Genomic DNA, 17,764 nt, shown 5'->3' with positions numbered 1-17,764 from the left:
CGGAGGTGACGTCCTGACGTCACCGCGCGGCGGGGCGCTGCGCCTGGACGGTCGCCTCCAGCCGGGACAGGCCCTGCTTCAGCTCCGCCATTTCGGCCTTCAGGGCATCCACCTCGGCCGTCTTCGCGCGCAGCTCCTGGGTGCGTCGCTCCAGCGCCTGGATGGCGGCCATGTTCACCCCGTCGATGTCGAGCAGGCCGATGCTCTTGTCATCCGTCCCCAGGCCGAAGGCCGCGCGGAAGTCCTGCGCGACGGGGCCCACGTGACGGACGCCCTGGCTCTCGTCCTTGTAGCGCCAGCTCTGGACGGGCATCCCGGCCACCTTCGCGAGGACCTCCTCCCCGTCGATGTGCTGGAAGGCCTCCTTCTGGTTCCGGTCCGACGTGCACGAGAACACGCCCGAGCCCGCGGGCAGATCGCACCCCGTGGTGAGCGTGGAGTTGGTCCTCAGCCGCACTCCGCCCGAGGCGCGCAGCATGAACTGGTTGCTGGCGGTGTTGGCGGCCACGGTGGTGGTCGACTGGTCTCCCCAGATGAACGCGCCGTCGAAGCCCCCCGTCGTCACCCGGTGCCCCAGGGCCATGCCGTAGTCCGAGTTCGCCGACACGCGGTAGCCGATGGCCACGGCGCCCTGGCCGCTGGCGACGTTGGTGTAGCCCTGGGCCACGGACGCGAAGCCGCTCGCGGTGGAGGAGGCGCCGGTGGTGAAGCCCACCGTCCCGCTGGCGACGTTGGTGGACCCGAAGCACACCGAGTCCGTGCCGCTCGCCGTGCACTGGTCACCGAAGGCAAAGGAGCCGTACGCGCTGGCCGTGGTCAGGTTGCCGCCCGCCCAGGAGTAGAAGCCCACGTTCGCGTCGTCCCACTGGGTGTCGGCATAGCCGACGCGAAACGCGGCCTTGTTCGGGTACCACATGAACCTGTACCCCTTGCCCGTCATGGGGATGGCTCCATTGCCCAGCTCGCCGCGCGCGACCAGGCCACCCGCGGAGTCCACGGTGAAGAGCGGGAAGCCGTTCCAGGTGGGAGTCGTCGCGGTGTTCTCGACGCGCAGCAGTGGCACCGGTGTCACGACCGCCGCCGTCGCTTCGACGCGCAGGTCCGCCTTCGTCGTCAGCCGGCCATTCGTGGTGCCCGTCCCTCCGACGGAGAACGAGGCGTCCTGTACGGTGCTCCCGTTCTGGATGTAGCTGCCGCTGCCCGGCAGGGGAAAACGGGGGTCGTTGAGCCGCGAGTCATTGCCCTGCACGGCGGCATTCTCTCCGCTCCCGTACTGGACGCTGAGGACGTTTCCGTCGAGCTGGAGTCCGCTCCCCACCGCCCACGTCTGGCCGGGCTCGCCCTTCGCTCCCGGAGGCCCCTGGGGGCCCTGGAGGCCCTCGGGGCCCTGGGCTCCATCGGCGCCCTCGGAGCCACAGCCTCCCGTGCTCACGGCGATGCATCCCAGCGCGGCCAACACTATTCCGACCTTCATGTGGGGTCTCCTCGGTTGCACAGCGGCGCGGGATGAACGGACAGCGCCCGAAATCTTCTCCGGGAGGGGTCCGGCACCCCGACGTGGACCCATCCCGGGCAGGGCAGGTGGTCGCCTCCACCACCCTGTCGCAGGAGCGCCTACGCGTCAGTTCTGAAGGCCGTCGGGTTTCGTGCAGACCGTCGGGGGTGGCGCCGCCGCCGGTATCGCCTGGACGACGTGCGTGCGTGCGGCGTGAGTTGACCCAGTCCCGTTCACACGGAGCGTGCAAATCCATCTTGGCCCCAGGACTTCAGAAGAGGGCTGCGATGGACGGGCTGCGAACGGGAGCGGTGGTGTTCCTGGCATGCGCGAGCGTGCTGGGAGCGAGCCCCACGTGGGCACAGGAGGCCGTGGAGGAGACCCCGGGCGAGGTGCTCTCGGAGGAGCAGCTGGAGGCGCTGCTCGACTCTCCCACCGCGCAGCCGGACAGCGCGGAAGGGGCCACGCCCTCCTTCGGGCCGGAGCAGCTCGCGCCGTACTTCGCGGAAGGCACGCTGGCGAAGGCGCGCGCGGAGTTCAACCGGGGCCGCTATCGGCGCGCGCGGGCGCTGCTCGCGCAGGAGAAGCCCACGCTGCCGGTGCGCTTCCTCCAGGCGCAGAGCGCCTTGCAGGCCCGGGACTTCACCGTCGCCGCGGACGAGTTCGCGGCGCTGGCTAACGACTACATCCCGCTCAGGGACCACTGCCTGTTCCGCGCGGCGCAGGCCAACGAGAAGGTGCGCCGGTGGGAGCTGGCCGTGGGTCAGTACCGGGACGTGAGCCCGGGTTCGCCGCTCTACCCGGTGGCGCGCTTCAGCCTGTCGAAGGTGCTCCAGCGCCGGGGAGACGTCGCCGGGGCGCTGGCCGCGCTGCAGGAGCTCATCGACAGCCGCCAGTCGCGCGGGCCGGACGCGCTCCGGATGAAGGCGCTGCTGGCCATCTGCGACCTGGCGCGAGTCCAGGGCCAGTACAACGTCGAGCACCGCGCGCTGCTGGAGGTCTGGGCCACGAGCCCGCTGTCGCGCGAGGCGCAACGCGCCGGTCAGCGGCTGAAGGGGCTGCCGCTGCCCACCAAGTGGCGGGTGCGCCGGGCCGAGGCGCTGGTGGAGCTGCACCGCAACCACTCGGGCATGGAGCTGCTGAATGGCGTGCTGCCCCACGTGCAGCTCCCCGACGAGCTGGCGTGCCGCGCGCACCTCACCTACGGCCGGGCGCTGCGCAAGGAGCGGCAGCACCGCCGGGCCATACAGGTGCTCACGTCGATGGTGGAGCAGTGCACCTCGCCGGAGCAGCGGCCGCAGGCGCTGTACGTGCTGGGCTACTCGCAGTCGGTGGTGGACCCGAAGTCGGCCATCACGACGTATGCGACGCTCGCGCGTGACTACCCCGAGCACGGGTACGCGGACGACGCGCTCTTCTTCTCGGCGTGGTTCCTCCAGCGCACGGGGGACACGGACGCGGCGATGGCGCGGTACGAGGAGACGGCCCGGCGCTACCCGTCCGGCAACTTCGCCTCGGAGGCGCTCTTCCGCGCCTTCTGGCTGCACACCCGCCGCCAGGAGCCCGAGGCCGCACTGGCCGCGCTGACGGCGGTGGAGAAGCTGCCCGAGGCGGCGCGCACGGACGAGGCGCTCTGGCGCGCGAGGTACTGGCACGCGCGGATGCTGGAGGGCGAGGCCACCAGGCCGGAGGCGATGGCCCGCTACGAGCACATCGCCATGGAGCGTCCCGCCGGCTGGTACGGGATGCTGGCCCGCTCGCGGCTGGCGCTGCTCGCTCCAGCGCGGGTGGCGCGCCTGCGTCCGTCTCTCGAAGGCGTGGGCGGCTCTGGCAGCGCGGGTGGTGCTGGCGAGGTGGTCGCGAGTGGTGCCGGTGCGCTCGCGCGCTCCACCGCCGCCGCCGGCAATTCGCTCGGGGCTGGTGGGCTCACGAGCTCCGCTCCGGTGTCCGGCATGGTGCCCGGCATCGCCGGTGTGCTCGGTGGGTCTGCCGCTGTGGCTGGCACCTTGCCGGGAATGGCCGGAGTGCGTGGCGGGTCTGCCACCGTGACTGGCACATGGTCCGGGGCCGTCGGAGGGTTGCGCGAGTCCTCCTCTGTGGCCGGCAAGCCCGGTGCGCCTGCGGGAATCATCGTCGCGGCCAGCAACTCCGGTGGGCCCATCGACGTGCTCACGCGGTCCGCCCCCGAGGAAGGCAAGCCCGTGTTGTCGAAGGGGACCCTCAACCTCGCGGCTTCCAAGTCTGTTGCCGCCACCGAGCCCGTCGAGCTCGGTGAGCCGGCCGAGGTCTGGCCGTTGGCTCCCGGTCCGCTCCAGCACGACGCGCGCTTCGCGGCGGGCGTGGAGTTGCTGCGTCTGGGCCTCCCCGGCGCGGTGGACGAGTTCCTCGCGGTGGATGGCCGCGTGCTGCCGGAAGCACCGGCGCGACTGCTGTACCAGACGGTGCTGCGCACCGGGCGTCGCAAGCTCGCGCGGCAGGTGGCGCGCTCGGCGCTGGGCCAGGAAATCCACGGCCCGCTGAGCGCGTCGACCCGGCCCATCTGGGAGGCCACCTGGCCCCGGGCCTACCGCGCGCTCATCGAGCGTTATGCGCGGGCCTCGCGCGTGGACCCGGACCTGTTGCAAGGGCTCATCCGCGAGGAGAGCCGCTTCAATCCCCGCGCGCGCTCCTCCACCGGAGCGCTGGGCCTGGCGCAGCTCATGCCGGCTACGGCGCGGCAGGTGGCGGACTCGCTGGATTTGCCCCCGGTGGGCGAAGCCGCCCTGCTCCAGCCCGCGGACAACGTGCGCCTGGGCGCAGCGTACCTGGGCCAGCTCCTCAAGCACTTCGGAGGCAACGTCGCGTATGCCGTGGCCGCCTACAACGCGGGCCCCGGAGCGGTGGAGCGCTGGCGCCACGCGCTGCCCCAGGCGGAGCTGGACGAGTGGGTGGAGCACATCGCGTTCGAGGAGACGCGCGGCTACGTGAAGAAGGTGCTCGGCAGCTACAGCGCCTACAAGCTCCTCTACGCCAATGAGCCCGCCGTCCTGCGCAACCTCCGCGTGGACGACGTCAGCGTGAGGTAGTGGCCGTCAGTGCTCCCGGTTCGCGAGGCCCGCGCGTCGGCGGGCCCCGCGAGGACGGCGCGCTAGAAGTTGAGGCCGCCGTCCACGTCGATGGTGCGGCCGTTGAAGTAGTCGCACTCGATGATGAACTTCACGGCCACCCAGATGTCCTCGGGCACGCCGATGCGGCCCACGGGGATGTTGGACACCAGGGCGTCACGGGCCTTCTGGTTCATGCCCTGCGTCATCGGCGTCTCAATCATGCCCGGGGCCACGGAGCCCACGCGGATGCCGAAGGGCGCGAACTCGCGCGACCAGGTGACGGTGTTGGCGGCCAGCGCGGCCTTCGCGGACACGTAGTTGGACTGGCCGCGGTTGCCGTGCCGGGCGATGGACGACATGTTGACGACGACGCCGCCCTTGGTGTCCGTCTCCGCCATCTTCGTCACGACCTCGCGCACCATCAGGGTGGCGCCGGTGAGGTTGACGCCGATGACGGCATTCCAGTCCGCGGTGGACAGCTTCTTCACCTGGCCCGTGGTCCGGTCCTTCTTCACCAGCAGCGCGTCGCGGAGGATGCCCGCGTTGTTGATGAGGCCGTTGAGGCCGCCCATGGCCCCGTGCGCCCAGGTGACGAAGGAGACGATGTCGTCCTCGGAGGACACGTCCAGCTTGCGGCGGTGGATGCCCGCTGGCAGCGCGGCGAGCCGCTCCTCGTTGACGTCACCCACCGCCACCTGGGCGCCGGCCTCCTGGAGGCGCTGCGCGAAGTGCGCGCCCATGCCCTGGGCGCCGCCGGTGACGATGATTTTGAGGTCCTTGAGCTGCATGTGTCTCTCTCCGGGATTGCGGCGGCGCGAAGCCCCGGGGGAGCCCGCGCCACCTGGAAAAGTGGGCGCAGGCTACGCAACCCCGGCCGCGCTGGCCAGCGGCGAGAGAATTGAAAACTGAATCATCCTTCAACTTCACTGAATGCAAAAGCGCCGCGCCACCCCGGAAGGCGGCGCGGCGCGGTGCTCTTTCGGCCTACATCGCCGCGGAAATCACGGCGCCCAGCCGGCGCATGCCCTCGGTAATCAGGTCGGGCGGGCGGTTGGAGTAGTTGAGGCGCATGAACTCCGGGCGCGGGTTGGTGGCGAAGAAGGGACTGCCGGGCACGAAGGCCACCTTCTGCTCAATCGCCTTGGGCAGGAGCGCGTCGCCGCTCAGGCCCTCGGGCAATTCCACCCACAGGAACATGCCGCCCTCGGGCGTCGTCCACTTCGTGCCGGCGGGCATGTGGAGCTTGAGCGCGTCCAGCATCGCGTTGGCGCGCTGGCCGTAGACGGGGCGCAGGGCGTCCAGGTGGGCGTTGTAGTCGAAGCGGGTGAGCAGCTTCGACACCGCGCGCTGGGCCAGCGTGGCGGTGTGCAGGTCCGTGGCCTGCTTGGCGATGGTGAGGCTGCGCACGAAGTCCTTCGGGCCCACCACCCAGGCGAGGCGCAGGCCCGGGGCGAGCGTCTTGGAGAAGGTGCCCAGCGACACCACCACGCCCTCGTCGTCGAACGCGGCCATGGACGGCAGGTGGTCGCCGGTGAATCGCAGCTCGCCGTACGGGTCGTCCTCGAGGATGAGGAAGCGGTACTTCTGCGCCAGCCGCACCAGCTCGCGCCGGCGCTCCAGCGAGAGGGTGGTGCCCTTGGGGTTCTGGAAGTTGGCGACCACGTACACCAGCTTGGGCCGGTGCGTGGCCAGCATGCGCTCCAGGTCATCGGTGCGCATGCCCTGGTCGTCGCTGCCCACGGTGGCGAACCGCGCCTCGTAGGAGCCGAACGTCTGCAGGGCCGCCAGGTAGCTGGGGCTCTCCACGATGACGAGGTCACCCGGGTCCAACAGCACCTTCGCCACCAGGTCGATGCCCTGCTGCGAGCCGCTGGTGATGAGCACCTGGTCCGTGGTGGCCACGCGGCCGCGCTTCTGGAGGTGGCCGCAAATCCACTCACGCAGGGGGCCGAAGCCCTCGGTGGTGCTGTACTGGAGCGCGGCGCGCCCCTCGGTGGCGAACACCTCGGCGTGCGCCTCGGCGATGGCGTCCAGGGGGAAGAGCTCCGGGGCCGGCAGGCCTCCCGCGAAGGAGAGGATGTCGGGCCGCTCGGCGATCTTCAGGATTTCGCGCACCGCGGACGTCTTCGTCCGGGCCATCCGCTGGGCCAGTCTCCAGACCGGCGGCGGGGGAAGGGGTGCGCTCATGGCGTCGGCGCTCATCTCTCACTCTCCTTTCAGAAGCTCGGGGGGGACACGCACGTGCGTGTCCTCCTTGATGGAAGACAGGACGATGGTGGTCTGCGTACGGGTGACACCGGCGATGGTGCGCAGCGTCTCCACGAGGAGCGAGTCGAGCGTCTTCGTGTTGGCCGTCTTGACCTTGAGGATGTACGAGTCCTGGCCGGCCACGCGGTGGCATTCCAGGATGTCGGGCAGCGAGAGCACCTTCTTCGCGAACCCCTCGAAGTACTTGGGGTGCTCGATGCTCACGCCGATGAATGCGGTGATGTCCTTGCCGAGCTTCGACGCGTCCACCCGCGCCGTGTAGCCGGTGATGACGCCGCGCTCCTCCAGCTTCCGGATGCGCTCGGCCACCGCCGGCTGCGACAGCCCCACCGAGCGCGACAGCTCCAGCTGGGTGGCGCGGCCGTCGCGCTGCAGCAGGTCGACGATGCGGATGTCGAGCTCGTCCAGGGGCATGGTTCGGAGGGACCTTATTTTTATAGGTCGTTCGAGGTTTCGGCAGTTAATTTAAATTTGATGTTCCAAGGATGCAACTGGAGGTTTCCGCCTCTGTTGCGGACTCCCCAGGACGGATTGCACGGGCGGTGCCATCGCGGGCACGTCACGTGGGACGGTCCGTGCGGGTTTTTCCGAGAGAAGTGGGAAGCAAATGCACCACCGCGGGCAGGAGGCCTGCCCTGCGGGGCGAAGTCGCCGCCGTGCGGTGTGCGCGAGTGGACAGCGGGCGAGGAGGCGGGGCGCTACTCGGCGGCGGCGTTGCGGTCCAGCTGGCGGACGGTGTGGCCCTGCTGCCGGAGGAGGGCGACGAGCCCCTTGGGCCCTACGACGTGGCCTGCGCCCACGACGACGAAGTGGGTGCTGGGCTGGGCGAGGAGGGCGTCCACGCCAGAGGCCATCTGCACGTTGCGCTCGAAGAAGATGCGCTCGTAGACGGGGAGGTAGGTGGGCTCGTTGGCGCCATCCAGCACCAGCGAGGCCATGCCGTCCGCGTCCCCGGCCTTCCACGCGGCGACGAGCTGGTCCAGGACGGTGCCGGGCGCGGTGGTGCGGCGGAGCTGGTCTCTGAGCATGAGGTCCTGGAGCTCGTCCGGGGTGCCGGCGAGCATGCGCAGCTGGCCTTCGGCGGTCTCCAGTTCAACGATGCTCTTTCCGGCGTCATGGGCGCGAGCGAGGAAGGCGCGGTCGATGCCCTCGCCCTGTTTGTAGCCGGCCTGCTGCAGCTCGGTGACGCTGAGGACCATGCCGACGAGCCAGGGGCGCAGGGGCTCCAGGTTGGAGACGGGCAGGCCCATGCGCTGGGCGGCGCGGCCGAGCAGCGTCATGGTGATGGGGTCCAGCCGCTGGGACAGGCGCTGGCCGTCGGGGAGCCGGCCGAGCTCCAGCGCGAGCTTCTGCATGGCGGCGGGGTCGACCTTGTTCACGTCGACCTCGACGACGAGGGCGTCGGACTTCGCGAAGGCGGCCTCCATGGACGGGGGGAGGGCGAGCTCGCCCGTCTTGCCCATGTGGATGGAGCCGACGAGGTAGGCGGTGCCGCCGCGCCCGTGGCCGTCCTTCACCTCCCAGAGGAAGGCGTGCCCGGTGTCGACGGGGACGTACGGCTTCGGCGGGGGCGTGGAGGCGCAGCCCACACCGAGCAGCGCGGTGAGGAGCAGGGAGGGCAGCAGGGACAGGCGCTTCATGGGGCGCATCGAATCATCGGCGCGCGTGCGGAGTCGAGGTCCCTGGAGTGCGCGTCAGAGAATCACGCCGGGGAGGGTGTCGAGGACGGCGCGGATGGCTTCCTGGGTGGTGCCAGTACGCTTCGCCACGGCGGGGGCGAAGTACGTCACGGCGGCGGTCTCCGGCGGGCCTTCCACGAAGGACTCCACGGTGATGCGCATGGTGCCGGGCCACTGGATGGCGAGCAGCTCGTCCTTGCGGCGCACGGGGTCGAGCAGGGTGAAGCAGGGCCAGGAGGGGAACTTCAGGGTGCGGGAGTCACATTGGAGAAAGCGACACGCCTCCAGCCGTGCCCCAGTGAAGTCGCAGTCCTCGATTCCGCCAATCTGGTCCGCTTCTTCATCAGGCCAGCGCCCGAAATCGCACCCGCTCAGGGTGCCTGTGAATCGGCAGCCTTTCAGATGTGCATGGTCCCAGGAGAAGCCCTTCAGCTCTTTCCTTGCGTCAATCGTACAGTCGATGAGCCGTGTCTTGCTGACCACCAGCGCTCTCGCGGGCACCTTCAGGATGAGGGTGCAATTTCGCAAGGTCAGGTGGTGCCCCAGGTAATAGAGCTCGGTCTTGCTATCGAGCTCCATCCGCTCACCTGTGATTTCCTGGTCGCTGAACTGAATCATGGCGCGTTGAGGGGCACTGTTCTCAGAAGGTGACCATCCGGAAGAAGAAGTTCGCCATGCGCTGGCCATGCAGGGCCAGGTTCGAGTCCGTCCCTGAGAGAATCTCGTATCTGTAGCCTGTGGTCGGGTCAATCGCATCGACTCCCCTCGGATTCCACCTCAAGTTCTTGAACTCGTTCTTGAGCTGTTGCTCCACGAAGCGGCCTCGTGCCTGTCGCTCGAGCAGTCGCGCGAGCCAGTGGTCGCCTTGGGCAGCGGCTTTCCTGATGGCTTCTTGCTCTTGGGGCTTTGGGCCTCTTGAGCTCCACCGCTGTGCCGCACGGGTCGCCGCCGCCTGGAGTTGGTCTCCCACCGGGTCCGCCGTCGGGATGTCCTTGAGCGGCTTGTTCGCGGGCACGTGCCAGCGCTGGCCGCCAGTGAGCACCTGCCGGTTGCCGCCCTGATGCCGGACGATGGTGGTGACCGCAGTCTCCGCCTCCGCTGCCGCCGCGCCCGCCCGGCTTCCCGGGCTCTTCATCAGGACGGAGAAGGTGCCCTCGGACGAGGCGGCCACCGACTCCACCTCGGCCACCGCCGCGAGCCGGAGTCCTCCCTGGGCTTCGGCCTGCACCGCTGCCTGCGTGAAGCCGGGCAGCTTCGGCATCAGCTTCGCCAGCTTCGGCACCGCGCCACCGAGGGCCGCCGTGGCCACCATCACCAGCACGCGCGCGGTGTTCTCGCCCATTATTCGGCCGAACTGCTCTCCGGCTTCGCTCAGCTCGTCGAAGGTGGAGGCCCGGTCGGCGTCCTCCACCAGGCGCACCCAGCCACGCATCAGGCTCCACAGCGTGTCCACGCCCAGCCAGCCCAGCAGCAGCACCGTCATTCCCGCCGCGATGCTCTTGGAGAGCGGGTCGGGCAGTGCCCACAGCAGCAGGTAGACGACGGCCGTCCACACCAGCAGGGACAGGACGGCGGAAGGCTGCACCATGCCCTTGAGGGCCTGAGTCGTCTCCACCAGCACGGAACCGAGTGAAATCGCCAGGGCCAGCGCGTACCTGTCGTCACCGCGCACGGTGGGCCCGTCCACCAACAGGCGCAGGCAGTCACCGCCGCCTTGGGTGCGCTGGCACCAGCGCAGGTACTCGCGCGTCAGGTCCACTTCGGCCTGCGACGTCGCGGCGCTCACGTTCACGGGGGCCAGGCGGATGACACGTTCGCCGGCGACTCGCGCCTGGGCCTCACGCGTCTCCGCGAACAACCGCCGGGCCTCCGCTTGAGGCTGCGCCACGGGACGTGCCTCGCGGGCCAGTCTCGCCAGCGCCTCGGTGAAGTCGTCCTCGTCCACCTCTACCGGCTCGCCCGACACCGTGCGCGGAGAGAAGATGCTCAGCCCGTACCGTGCCGCACCGGCTCCCACCTCACCGTCATCCTCCGAGGCACGCGTGACTCGAGGCACACCACTGCAAGCGGTCAGCAGCATCAGCAGGACGGCGCCAACCTGACGGAGCGTCATGGGGATTTTCTGGACGTGAGGCGTGAGTGTTGAGCGGCATGCGCCACCAGCCCACCCGTGGAGTCGAGGTGCCCGGAGTACGGGTGCGGCGTCAGAGAATCACGCCGGGGAGGGTATCGAGGACGGCGCGGATGGCTTCCGGGGTGGTGCCAGTACGCTTCGCCACGGTGGGGGCGAAGTACGTCACGGCGGCGGTCTCCGGCGGGCCTTCCACGAAGGACTCCACGGTGATGCGCATGGTGCCGGGCCACTGGAGGGCGAGCAGCTCGTCCTTGCGGCGCACGGGGTCGAGCAAGGTGAAGCAGGGCCAGGAGGGGAACTTCAGGGTGCGGGCGTCACAGCCCATGAAAACGCATGCCTCCAGCCGGGCCTCGCTGAAGTCACAGTCCTCGATGCCACCGAGCTCGGGTTCCCTGGCATAGGGCCAGCGGCCGAACTCACAGCCGCTGAAGGCCCCCGAGAATCTGCAGCCCTTCAAGATGGCGCTGTGCCAGCGGTAGCCCTTCAGCTCCCGCTTTGCCTCGATGGTGCAGTTGATGAGCTGGGCCTTGCTGATGACCAGGGCTTTTGCAGGCACGCGGATGACAAGGGTGCAGTCCCTCAGGGACAGGTCGTGCCCCAGGTAATAGAGCTCGGTCTTGCTATCGAGCTCCAAGCGTTCACCTGCGATTTCCCGGTCGCTGAACTGAATCATGGGTCACCGGCTGCCGGTCGACTCAGAAGGTGATCATGCGGAAGAGGACGCCCGCCATGCGCTGGCCATGAAGTGCCAGGTTCGAAACCGTGCCGGAGAGAATCTCGTACCTGTAGCCCGTCACAGGGTCAATTGCATCGACTCCGGTCCTGTTCCACTTCAGTCCCCGGAACTGTTCGTTCAGTTGGCTCTCCACGAAGCGACCTCGGGCCTGTCGCTCCAGAAGACGTGCCAGCCAGTGGTCTCCTTGTGCGGTGGCCTGCCTGATGGCTTCACGCTCTTGCGCCCTGAGCATGTGGGGGCCCCATTCCTCGGAGATACGGGTCGCCGCCGCCTGGAGTTGGTCTCCCACCGGGTCCGCCGTCGGGATGTCCTTGAGCGGCTTGTTCGCGGGCACGTGCCAGCGCTGGCCGCCAGTGAGCACCTGCCGGTTGCCGCCCTGGTGCCGGATGATGGTGGTGGCTGCGGCCTCTGACTCCGCGGCCGCCGCGCCCGCCCGGCTTCCCGGGCTCTTCATCAAGACGGAGAAGGTGCCCTCGGACGAGGCGGCCACCGACTCCACCTCGGCCACCGACGCGAGTCGGAGTCCTCCCTGTGCCTCGGCCTGCACCGCTGCCTGCGTGAAGCCGGGCAGCTTCGGCATCAGCTTCGTCAACTTGGGCACAGCGCCACCGAGGGCGGCAGTGGCCACCATCACCAGTACGCGCGCGGTGTTCTCGCCCATCACCCGGCCGAACTTCTCTCCGGCCTCGCTCAGCTCGTCGAAGGTGGAGGCCCGGTCGGCGTCCTCCACCAGCCGCACCCAGCCGCGCATCAGGCTCCACAGGGTGTCCACGCCCAGCCAGCCCAGCAGCAGCACCGTCATCCCCGCTGCGATGCTCTTGGAGAGTGGGTCGGGCAGTGCCCACAGCAGCAGGTAGACGACCGCCGTCCACACCAGCAGGGCCAGGACGGCGGAAGGCTGCACCATGCCCTTGAGGGCCTGAGTCGTCTCCGCCATGACCGAGCCCAATGAAATCGCCAGGGCCAGCGCGTACCTGTCGTCACCGCGCACGGTGGGCCCGTCCACCAGCAGGCGCAGGCAGTCACCGCCGCCTTGCGTGCGCTGGCACCAGCGCAGGTACTCGCGCGTCAGCTCCGCTTCGGCCCGCGACGCGGTGCCACTCACGTTCACCGGTGCCAGGCGGATGACACGCTCGCCCCGTGCCTGGGCCTCACGCGTCTCCGCGAACAACTGTCGGGCCTCTGCCTGGGGCTGCGCCACGGGACGTGCCTCGCGGGCCAGTCTCGCCACTGCCTCCGTGAAGTCGTCCTCGTTCACCTCCACCGGCTCGCCCGACACCGTGCGCGGAGAGAAGACGCTCAGCCCGTACCGTGCCGCACCGGCTCCCACCGCACCGTCATCCGCCGAGGCACGCGTGACTCGAGGTACGCCACTGCAAGCGGTCAGCAGCATCAGCAGGACGGCGCCAGCCTGACGGAGCGGCATGGGGAACCCTCGGACCCAAAGAGGGTTCCACGTTATGCGGGGATGCTGCGCTGGTGCATGGAACACGCGTCCCGTCTCACCGCCGATCACCCACCGACAACCTCACCGTGACACTGGCGCGCCGTGCTCCACTGCCCACAGCATGCGGCCCATGGAGGAACACTTCCTGCTGCTCCCCGAAGCCCTCCCGTCCACGGCGGTGACGGGCCTCCAGGCTCCTGCCCTGGCGGAGCTGCGGCTGGAGCTGGAGCGTGCGGGAAGGCTCTCCGTCCACGAGGTGCGCGGCCTGCGCCTGGCCGAGGAACGCCGCAAGTCCGGAGGCTGCGTACTGTGGGCCTTCCCCAGCCTCGCGGACGCCCTCGTCTGCTGTCAGGACGGCCCCATCGACCCACGCTTCCTCACCCAGGGCCCACCGCCCATGCACATCGCTCGCGTGGTGGGCGAGCGGCTCCTGGCGGACACGCGCTTCATCCGCGCCGCGCCAGGCTCCATCGCCACCGAGGTGCCCCGCCTCCTCCCCGTGCGGCAGCAGGCCTGGCTCCGGCACGCCTCCTACGCGCAGGAGCAGTGGCTCCTCGCGCTCTCCGCGAAGGAGCTGGCCCAGGCTCCGCGCCTTTCACCCCAGCGCGCCCTGGAGTCAGCGCTCGAAGTCACCCTGCGCGCGACGAAGGAGCGCACCGAGCGTGAGCGCCTCAAGCGCCTGCCGAGGGCGCTCGACGCCTGGCGCCCGGACGCGCTCCAGTCCTTCGCCCCCCTGCGCGAGCACGCCGCCGCCACGTTCCTCACACGCTGACCGGGTGGGCGAAGACCTGGGCCGTCGCTTCTGTCCGGAGGCGCACACGAGGCTGGAGTGACGGAGCAGGTCTCCTACAAAGGCCCCGTTCAGGGGACCCGGGCGAGCGGCTATGCTCCAGCGCTCTTCGCGGCCTTCGAAGCGACAGGCCCGGTGCGGTGACTCCTGGTACCCAACTTCCGCCACCTGCCCGACGAGCGAATCCTCGAGCTGCACGACGTCGCGCTCAACTGCGACCTGGCGGGGCAGGGCACCCAGCTGGCGCTCCTGGAAGGAATCGACCCCGGGTGTGTCGCCTCGATTCCGGTGGGCGTGTCTCCGGCGGCCACGCTGATGGCGACGCTCTTCCGCTTCAACGGCATCGAGCGACTCGCGGATGGGTCGGTTCCCCTGATGCAGTGGCTGCAGCGCGCCTGGCAGCTCAGTCGCGCGCTGCAGGTGGCCGAGCACTTCCAGCGCTGCCTCCAGGAGCTCTCCAGCGGGCCCGCGCGCGTCGCCCGGGGAGACACGCCTCCCCGGGATGCCCGGCTGAGCGAGGAGCTTCGTCTCCTCCACGAACAGCGAGCGGCGGCGCTGGGGCGAGGCGAGGACACGGGCGCCCTGCTCGAAGCCATCCGCCGCCTCAAGCGCCGCGCGGCGACGGGCGTGGAGCTCCAGCCGGGAGACCTCCTGGGGGATGGGCGCTACCAGCTCCTGGAGCTGCTCGGCTCGGGCGGATATGGCGCCGTCTGGGAGGCCTGGGACCATGGCCGCGAGCGCTACGTGGCCATCAAGGTCCTGCACGGGCATCTCGTGAGGGAGCCGACCCGCGTGGACCGCTTCTTCCGCGGCGCGGAGAAGATGTCCCAGCTCTCGCACCCGAACATCGTGAAGGTGCTGCTCAAGAAGGGAGAGGAGCAGCGGGACGACGGAGCCCGCCACCTCTACTACGTGATGGAGCTGCTGAAGGGCGGCGACTTCAAGCAGCGCGCCCCTTCCGGGGAGCAGGCGGTGCTGGGCATCGCGCTGGCGGTCTGCGACGCGCTCGCCTTCGCGCACCAGCACAAGCTGCTCCACCGCGACGTGTCGCCCGACAACATCCTCCTGGACGAGGCGGGCGTGGCGCACCTGTCGGACTTCGACCTGGTGCGCGCCGAGGACACCACGGCGGCGACGCACGAGGGCCGGATGATGGGCAAGTACGGCTTCGCCGCGCCCGAGGTGCTGGACGGCAGGGCCGAGCCGGATGCGCGCGCCGACGTGTACTCGCTGGGGATGACCCTCCTCTTCACGCTCAACGGGGGCCACCTCCCGCCGTCCGGCGTCGCCCGAGAGCCGGTCATCCACGGGCTGAAGTGCTCGGCCCTGCTGAGGGAGGTCCTCCTGGGCGCCACGTGGGATGCCGTGGAGAAGCGGCACGCGGACATGGGCGCGTTCAGGAAGGCGCTGGAGCGCGTGCGCGACTCCAGGGGGCCCGCGCGGCTCGCCGGCTGGGCGAGGATGGGGGCTCGGAGGCATGGGCGCGCATTCGGCCGGTATTCCGTCGCCGTCACGCTCACAGCCGTCGTCCTCATGCTGCTGCCCCTGGCCGCTCCCGTGCGGGAAGGCCTCCTCCGGCTCGCGAGTGACGCCCCGCCGAAAACAGGAGAAGGCCCGAGCGAACCGGACGGCGCCACCTCCGCCTGGGACAGCCTCCCGCCCGGCATGAAGGACGCACCCCAGGTGGCCGCCAGGCTGCTCATCGGAGACCGGATGTTCGCCACCGCCTTCTTCGTCACGGCCCGGGGCCACCTCGTGACGGCGAGCAACGTCTTCGACGAGGGCCGCTCCAGGGAGCGCGCGCAGATCGAGCTCCTGGACGGGATGCGGTACGACGTCCAGCGCATCGACGTGGACGAGAAGCTCGGGCTGGCGCTCCTGAAGGCCGACCTGCGCCCCGACCGCTTCGCCTCCTGGGCCTCCGTCATGGAGGGAAGGCCCATCCTCGTGGAGGGACTCCAGCTGCGTCAGCTGCCCAGATACCCGGGCAGGGTGGAGTCGCGGTTGACGCGCTTCGTGGGGCGGGTCCTCCCCTCCGTGGAGGCCCCGGATGGCAGGTTCCTCATCGAGGTCGAGCGCAATGACGGGACGCTGGGGGGAGGGCCCGTCCTCGACGAAGCAGGCTCCGTCATGGGGCTCGTCCACAGCGGCTTCGCGCCCACGGACAAGAGTCGGAGCAGGAAGCTGTGCATTCCCGCCTCCACCATCCGTGACTACGTGGACCGGGTCCTCAATGGGTCCGGTAAGACCGACTCTGGTCCCTGAGCCCCGCCCGTGCTCTCATCGCATTCCACTGCCAGCGCTGACGCTCCGCGTTGCGCCAATTTCATGACGCGCGGAGCCAAGTTCCGCGCTTTGACAAGCCCATCAGCCGGGTGCTACCGCTAGGTGAAACATGAATCGCCCTTCAACTTCTCCAGACCGCACCGGACCCGTGACGCCCAGAGGGCAACGGACGCGTGCGAAGCTGCTGAAGGCCGCCGAGTCGGTCTTCGGGGAGAAGGGTTATGAGCGTGCCTCCATCGCCGACATCACCCGCAAGGGCGGCGTGGCGCTGGGCACCTTCTACGTCTACTTCCCGGACAAGCAGTCCATCTTCGTCGAAGTGGTGGACGAGCTGGGCACGCGCCTGCGCCGCCTCATCGCCGAGTCCACCGCCGCCTGCACCGGCCGCGTCGACGTGGAGCGCGAGGGCCTGCGCACCTTCTTCCAGTTCGTCCGCCAGCACCCCAACCTCTACCGCGTGGTGCGCCAGGCCGAGTTCGTCGACGCCGCCTGCTACCGCCGCTACTACGACCGCTTCGCCAAGGGCTACGTCACCGGCCTCACCCGCGCCATGGAGGACGGCGAGGTGCGCCGCATGGACCCGGAGGCGCTCGCCTACTGCCTGATGGGCATCGGCGACTTCCTCGGCATGCGCTGGGTGCTCTGGGAGGAGGACCCGGGCCTGGAGCGTGTGCTCGACACCGCCATGAGCCTCATCCAGCACGGCATCGACACCCGTGCTCCCGTCGCGCGCAACACCGTGAAGGCGGCCTCCGCCGCCTCGAAGAAACCGAAGAAGAACACCCTGCGCCCCACGCGCCGTCCCGCGCGCGGCGCCCGGAGCTGAAGAACACCCGCCATGCGATACGCCCAGATTCTGGCCACCGGCCGCTACGTCCCCGAGAAGGTCCTCACCAACGCCGACATCGAGAACATCCTCGGCGAGAAGGTGGACGAGTGGCTCCAGCAGAACGTGGGTATCAAGCAGCGCCACGTCATGGCGGACGACCAGGCCACCAGTGACCTCTGCGTCGCCGCCGCCCGCCAGGCGCTGGAGCGCTCCGGCACGAAGCCGGAGGAGCTGGACCTCATCGTCATCGCCACCGACACGCCGGACTACCTCAGCCCCGCCACCGCCTCCGTGGTGCAGGCCAAGCTGGGTGCTCCCAATGCCGGCACGTATGACCTCAACTGCGCCTGCGCGGGCTGGGTGACGGCGCTGGACGTGGCTTCGAAGACGATTGCCGCGGATGACAGCTACCGCCGCATCCTCGTCGTCGGCGCGTACGGCATGACGCGCTATGTGAATTGGAAGGACAAGAAGACCTGCACCCTGTTCGCGGACGGTGCGGGCGCGGTGGTGCTGGGCGCGGGCGAGAAGCCCGGCTTCATGGGCGCGAAGCTCCTGGCCAACGGCGAGTACCACGACGCGCTCGGCATCTACACCGGCGGCACCCACCGCCCGGCCACCCCCGAGACGCTGCTGCTCACCAACGGCAAGCCCTCGGTGCAGTTCGTCCGCAAGTTCCCGGCGACGTTCAACACCGAGCGCTGGCCCATGCTGCTGGACCAGCTCCTCAAGCGGCAGAACCAGACGCTGGACGACGTGAAGCTCTTCGTCTTCACCCAGCTCAACCTGCGCACGATTGAGGCCACCATGAAGGCGCTCGACCAGCCCATGGAGAAGGCCCACTACACCATGGACAAGTGGGGCTACACGGGCTCGGCCTGCATCCCCATGACGCTCGACGACGCGGTGGTGCAGGGCAAGGTGCGGCGTGGGGACCTGGTGGCCTTCTGTGCCAGCGGCGGCGGCCTCGCCATGGCCTCCGCCCTCTATCGTTGGACGGCCTGAGCCGGATGT

The 17,764-nt window shown here is 69.6% G+C and carries 14 protein-coding genes; 5 read left to right on the top strand and 9 right to left on the bottom strand.

The window, feature by feature from the left end; translation table 11 throughout:
• Window positions 1–19 precede the first annotated feature (19 nt).
• Window positions 20–1,474 carry a tail fiber domain-containing protein gene (locus OV427_RS19380; RefSeq protein ID WP_267857609.1) on the bottom strand — a complete coding sequence of 485 codons (1,455 nt, stop codon included), beginning with the start codon at window positions 1,472–1,474 and terminating at the stop codon, window positions 20–22.
• A 308-nt stretch (window positions 1,475–1,782) separates the two neighbouring features.
• Between OV427_RS19380 and OV427_RS19375 the strand changes: the two genes are divergently transcribed.
• Window positions 1,783–4,560 carry a transglycosylase SLT domain-containing protein gene (locus OV427_RS19375; RefSeq protein WP_267857608.1) on the top strand — a complete coding sequence of 926 codons (2,778 nt, stop codon included), beginning with the start codon at window positions 1,783–1,785 and terminating at the stop codon, window positions 4,558–4,560.
• 62 nt (window positions 4,561–4,622) lie between these two features.
• On the opposite strand, the gene OV427_RS19370 is transcribed toward OV427_RS19375, so the two are convergent.
• From OV427_RS19370 to OV427_RS19335, 8 genes are all read right to left on the bottom strand, one after another.
• Window positions 4,623–5,369: an SDR family oxidoreductase gene (locus OV427_RS19370; protein WP_267857607.1), complete on the bottom strand. Its 747-nt coding sequence runs from the start codon at window positions 5,367–5,369 to the stop codon at window positions 4,623–4,625.
• A gap of 196 nt (window positions 5,370–5,565) precedes the next feature.
• The gene (locus OV427_RS19365) at window positions 5,566–6,783 is read right to left on the bottom strand and encodes a PLP-dependent aminotransferase family protein (protein ID WP_267857606.1); all 1,218 of its coding nucleotides are present in this window, start codon (window positions 6,781–6,783) and stop codon (window positions 5,566–5,568) included.
• A gap of 3 nt (window positions 6,784–6,786) precedes the next feature.
• Window positions 6,787–7,263, bottom strand: coding sequence for an Lrp/AsnC family transcriptional regulator (locus OV427_RS19360; protein WP_267857605.1), 477 nt, complete (start codon window positions 7,261–7,263; stop codon window positions 6,787–6,789).
• A gap of 284 nt (window positions 7,264–7,547) precedes the next feature.
• Window positions 7,548–8,489, bottom strand: coding sequence for a TraB/GumN family protein (locus tag OV427_RS19355; protein ID WP_267857604.1), 942 nt, complete (start codon window positions 8,487–8,489; stop codon window positions 7,548–7,550).
• A gap of 54 nt (window positions 8,490–8,543) precedes the next feature.
• Window positions 8,544–9,146, bottom strand: a complete 603-nt coding sequence (locus tag OV427_RS19350) for a hypothetical protein (protein WP_267857603.1) — start codon at window positions 9,144–9,146, stop codon at window positions 8,544–8,546.
• Window positions 9,147–9,168: 22 nt separating this feature from the next.
• Window positions 9,169–10,641, bottom strand: a complete 1,473-nt coding sequence (locus OV427_RS19345) for a hypothetical protein (protein ID WP_267857602.1) — start codon at window positions 10,639–10,641, stop codon at window positions 9,169–9,171.
• A 91-nt stretch (window positions 10,642–10,732) separates the two neighbouring features.
• The gene (locus OV427_RS19340; protein WP_267857601.1) at window positions 10,733–11,296 is read right to left on the bottom strand and encodes a hypothetical protein; all 564 of its coding nucleotides are present in this window, start codon (window positions 11,294–11,296) and stop codon (window positions 10,733–10,735) included.
• Window positions 11,297–11,357: 61 nt separating this feature from the next.
• The gene (locus OV427_RS19335; protein WP_267857600.1) at window positions 11,358–12,824 is read right to left on the bottom strand and encodes a hypothetical protein; all 1,467 of its coding nucleotides are present in this window, start codon (window positions 12,822–12,824) and stop codon (window positions 11,358–11,360) included.
• 151 nt (window positions 12,825–12,975) lie between these two features.
• On the opposite strand from OV427_RS19335, the gene OV427_RS19330 reads away from it, so the two are divergent.
• From OV427_RS19330 to OV427_RS19315, 4 genes are all read left to right on the top strand, one after another.
• The gene (locus tag OV427_RS19330) at window positions 12,976–13,617 is read left to right on the top strand and encodes a hypothetical protein (protein ID WP_267857599.1); all 642 of its coding nucleotides are present in this window, start codon (window positions 12,976–12,978) and stop codon (window positions 13,615–13,617) included.
• Between the two features lie 165 nt (window positions 13,618–13,782).
• Entirely contained in the window at window positions 13,783–15,900 is a 2,118-nt protein-coding gene (locus OV427_RS19325; RefSeq protein WP_324290064.1) for a protein kinase domain-containing protein, read from the top strand.
• Between the two features lie 130 nt (window positions 15,901–16,030).
• A complete protein-coding gene (locus OV427_RS19320; RefSeq protein ID WP_267857598.1) occupies window positions 16,031–16,747 on the top strand; it encodes a TetR/AcrR family transcriptional regulator in 717 nt (238 codons plus the stop codon).
• Window positions 16,748–16,759: 12 nt separating this feature from the next.
• Window positions 16,760–17,755 (top strand): 3-oxoacyl-ACP synthase III family protein, encoded by a 996-nt coding sequence (locus OV427_RS19315; protein WP_267857597.1) that lies wholly within the window; start codon window positions 16,760–16,762, stop codon window positions 17,753–17,755.
• Window positions 17,756–17,764: the final 9 nt, after the last annotated feature.

The organism is Pyxidicoccus sp. MSG2, assembly GCF_026626705.1.
Lineage (GTDB): Bacteria > Myxococcota > Myxococcia > Myxococcales > Myxococcaceae > Myxococcus.
Note: the sequence above shows the minus strand (reverse complement) of the source record. Positions and strands in the feature narration are given on the sequence as shown.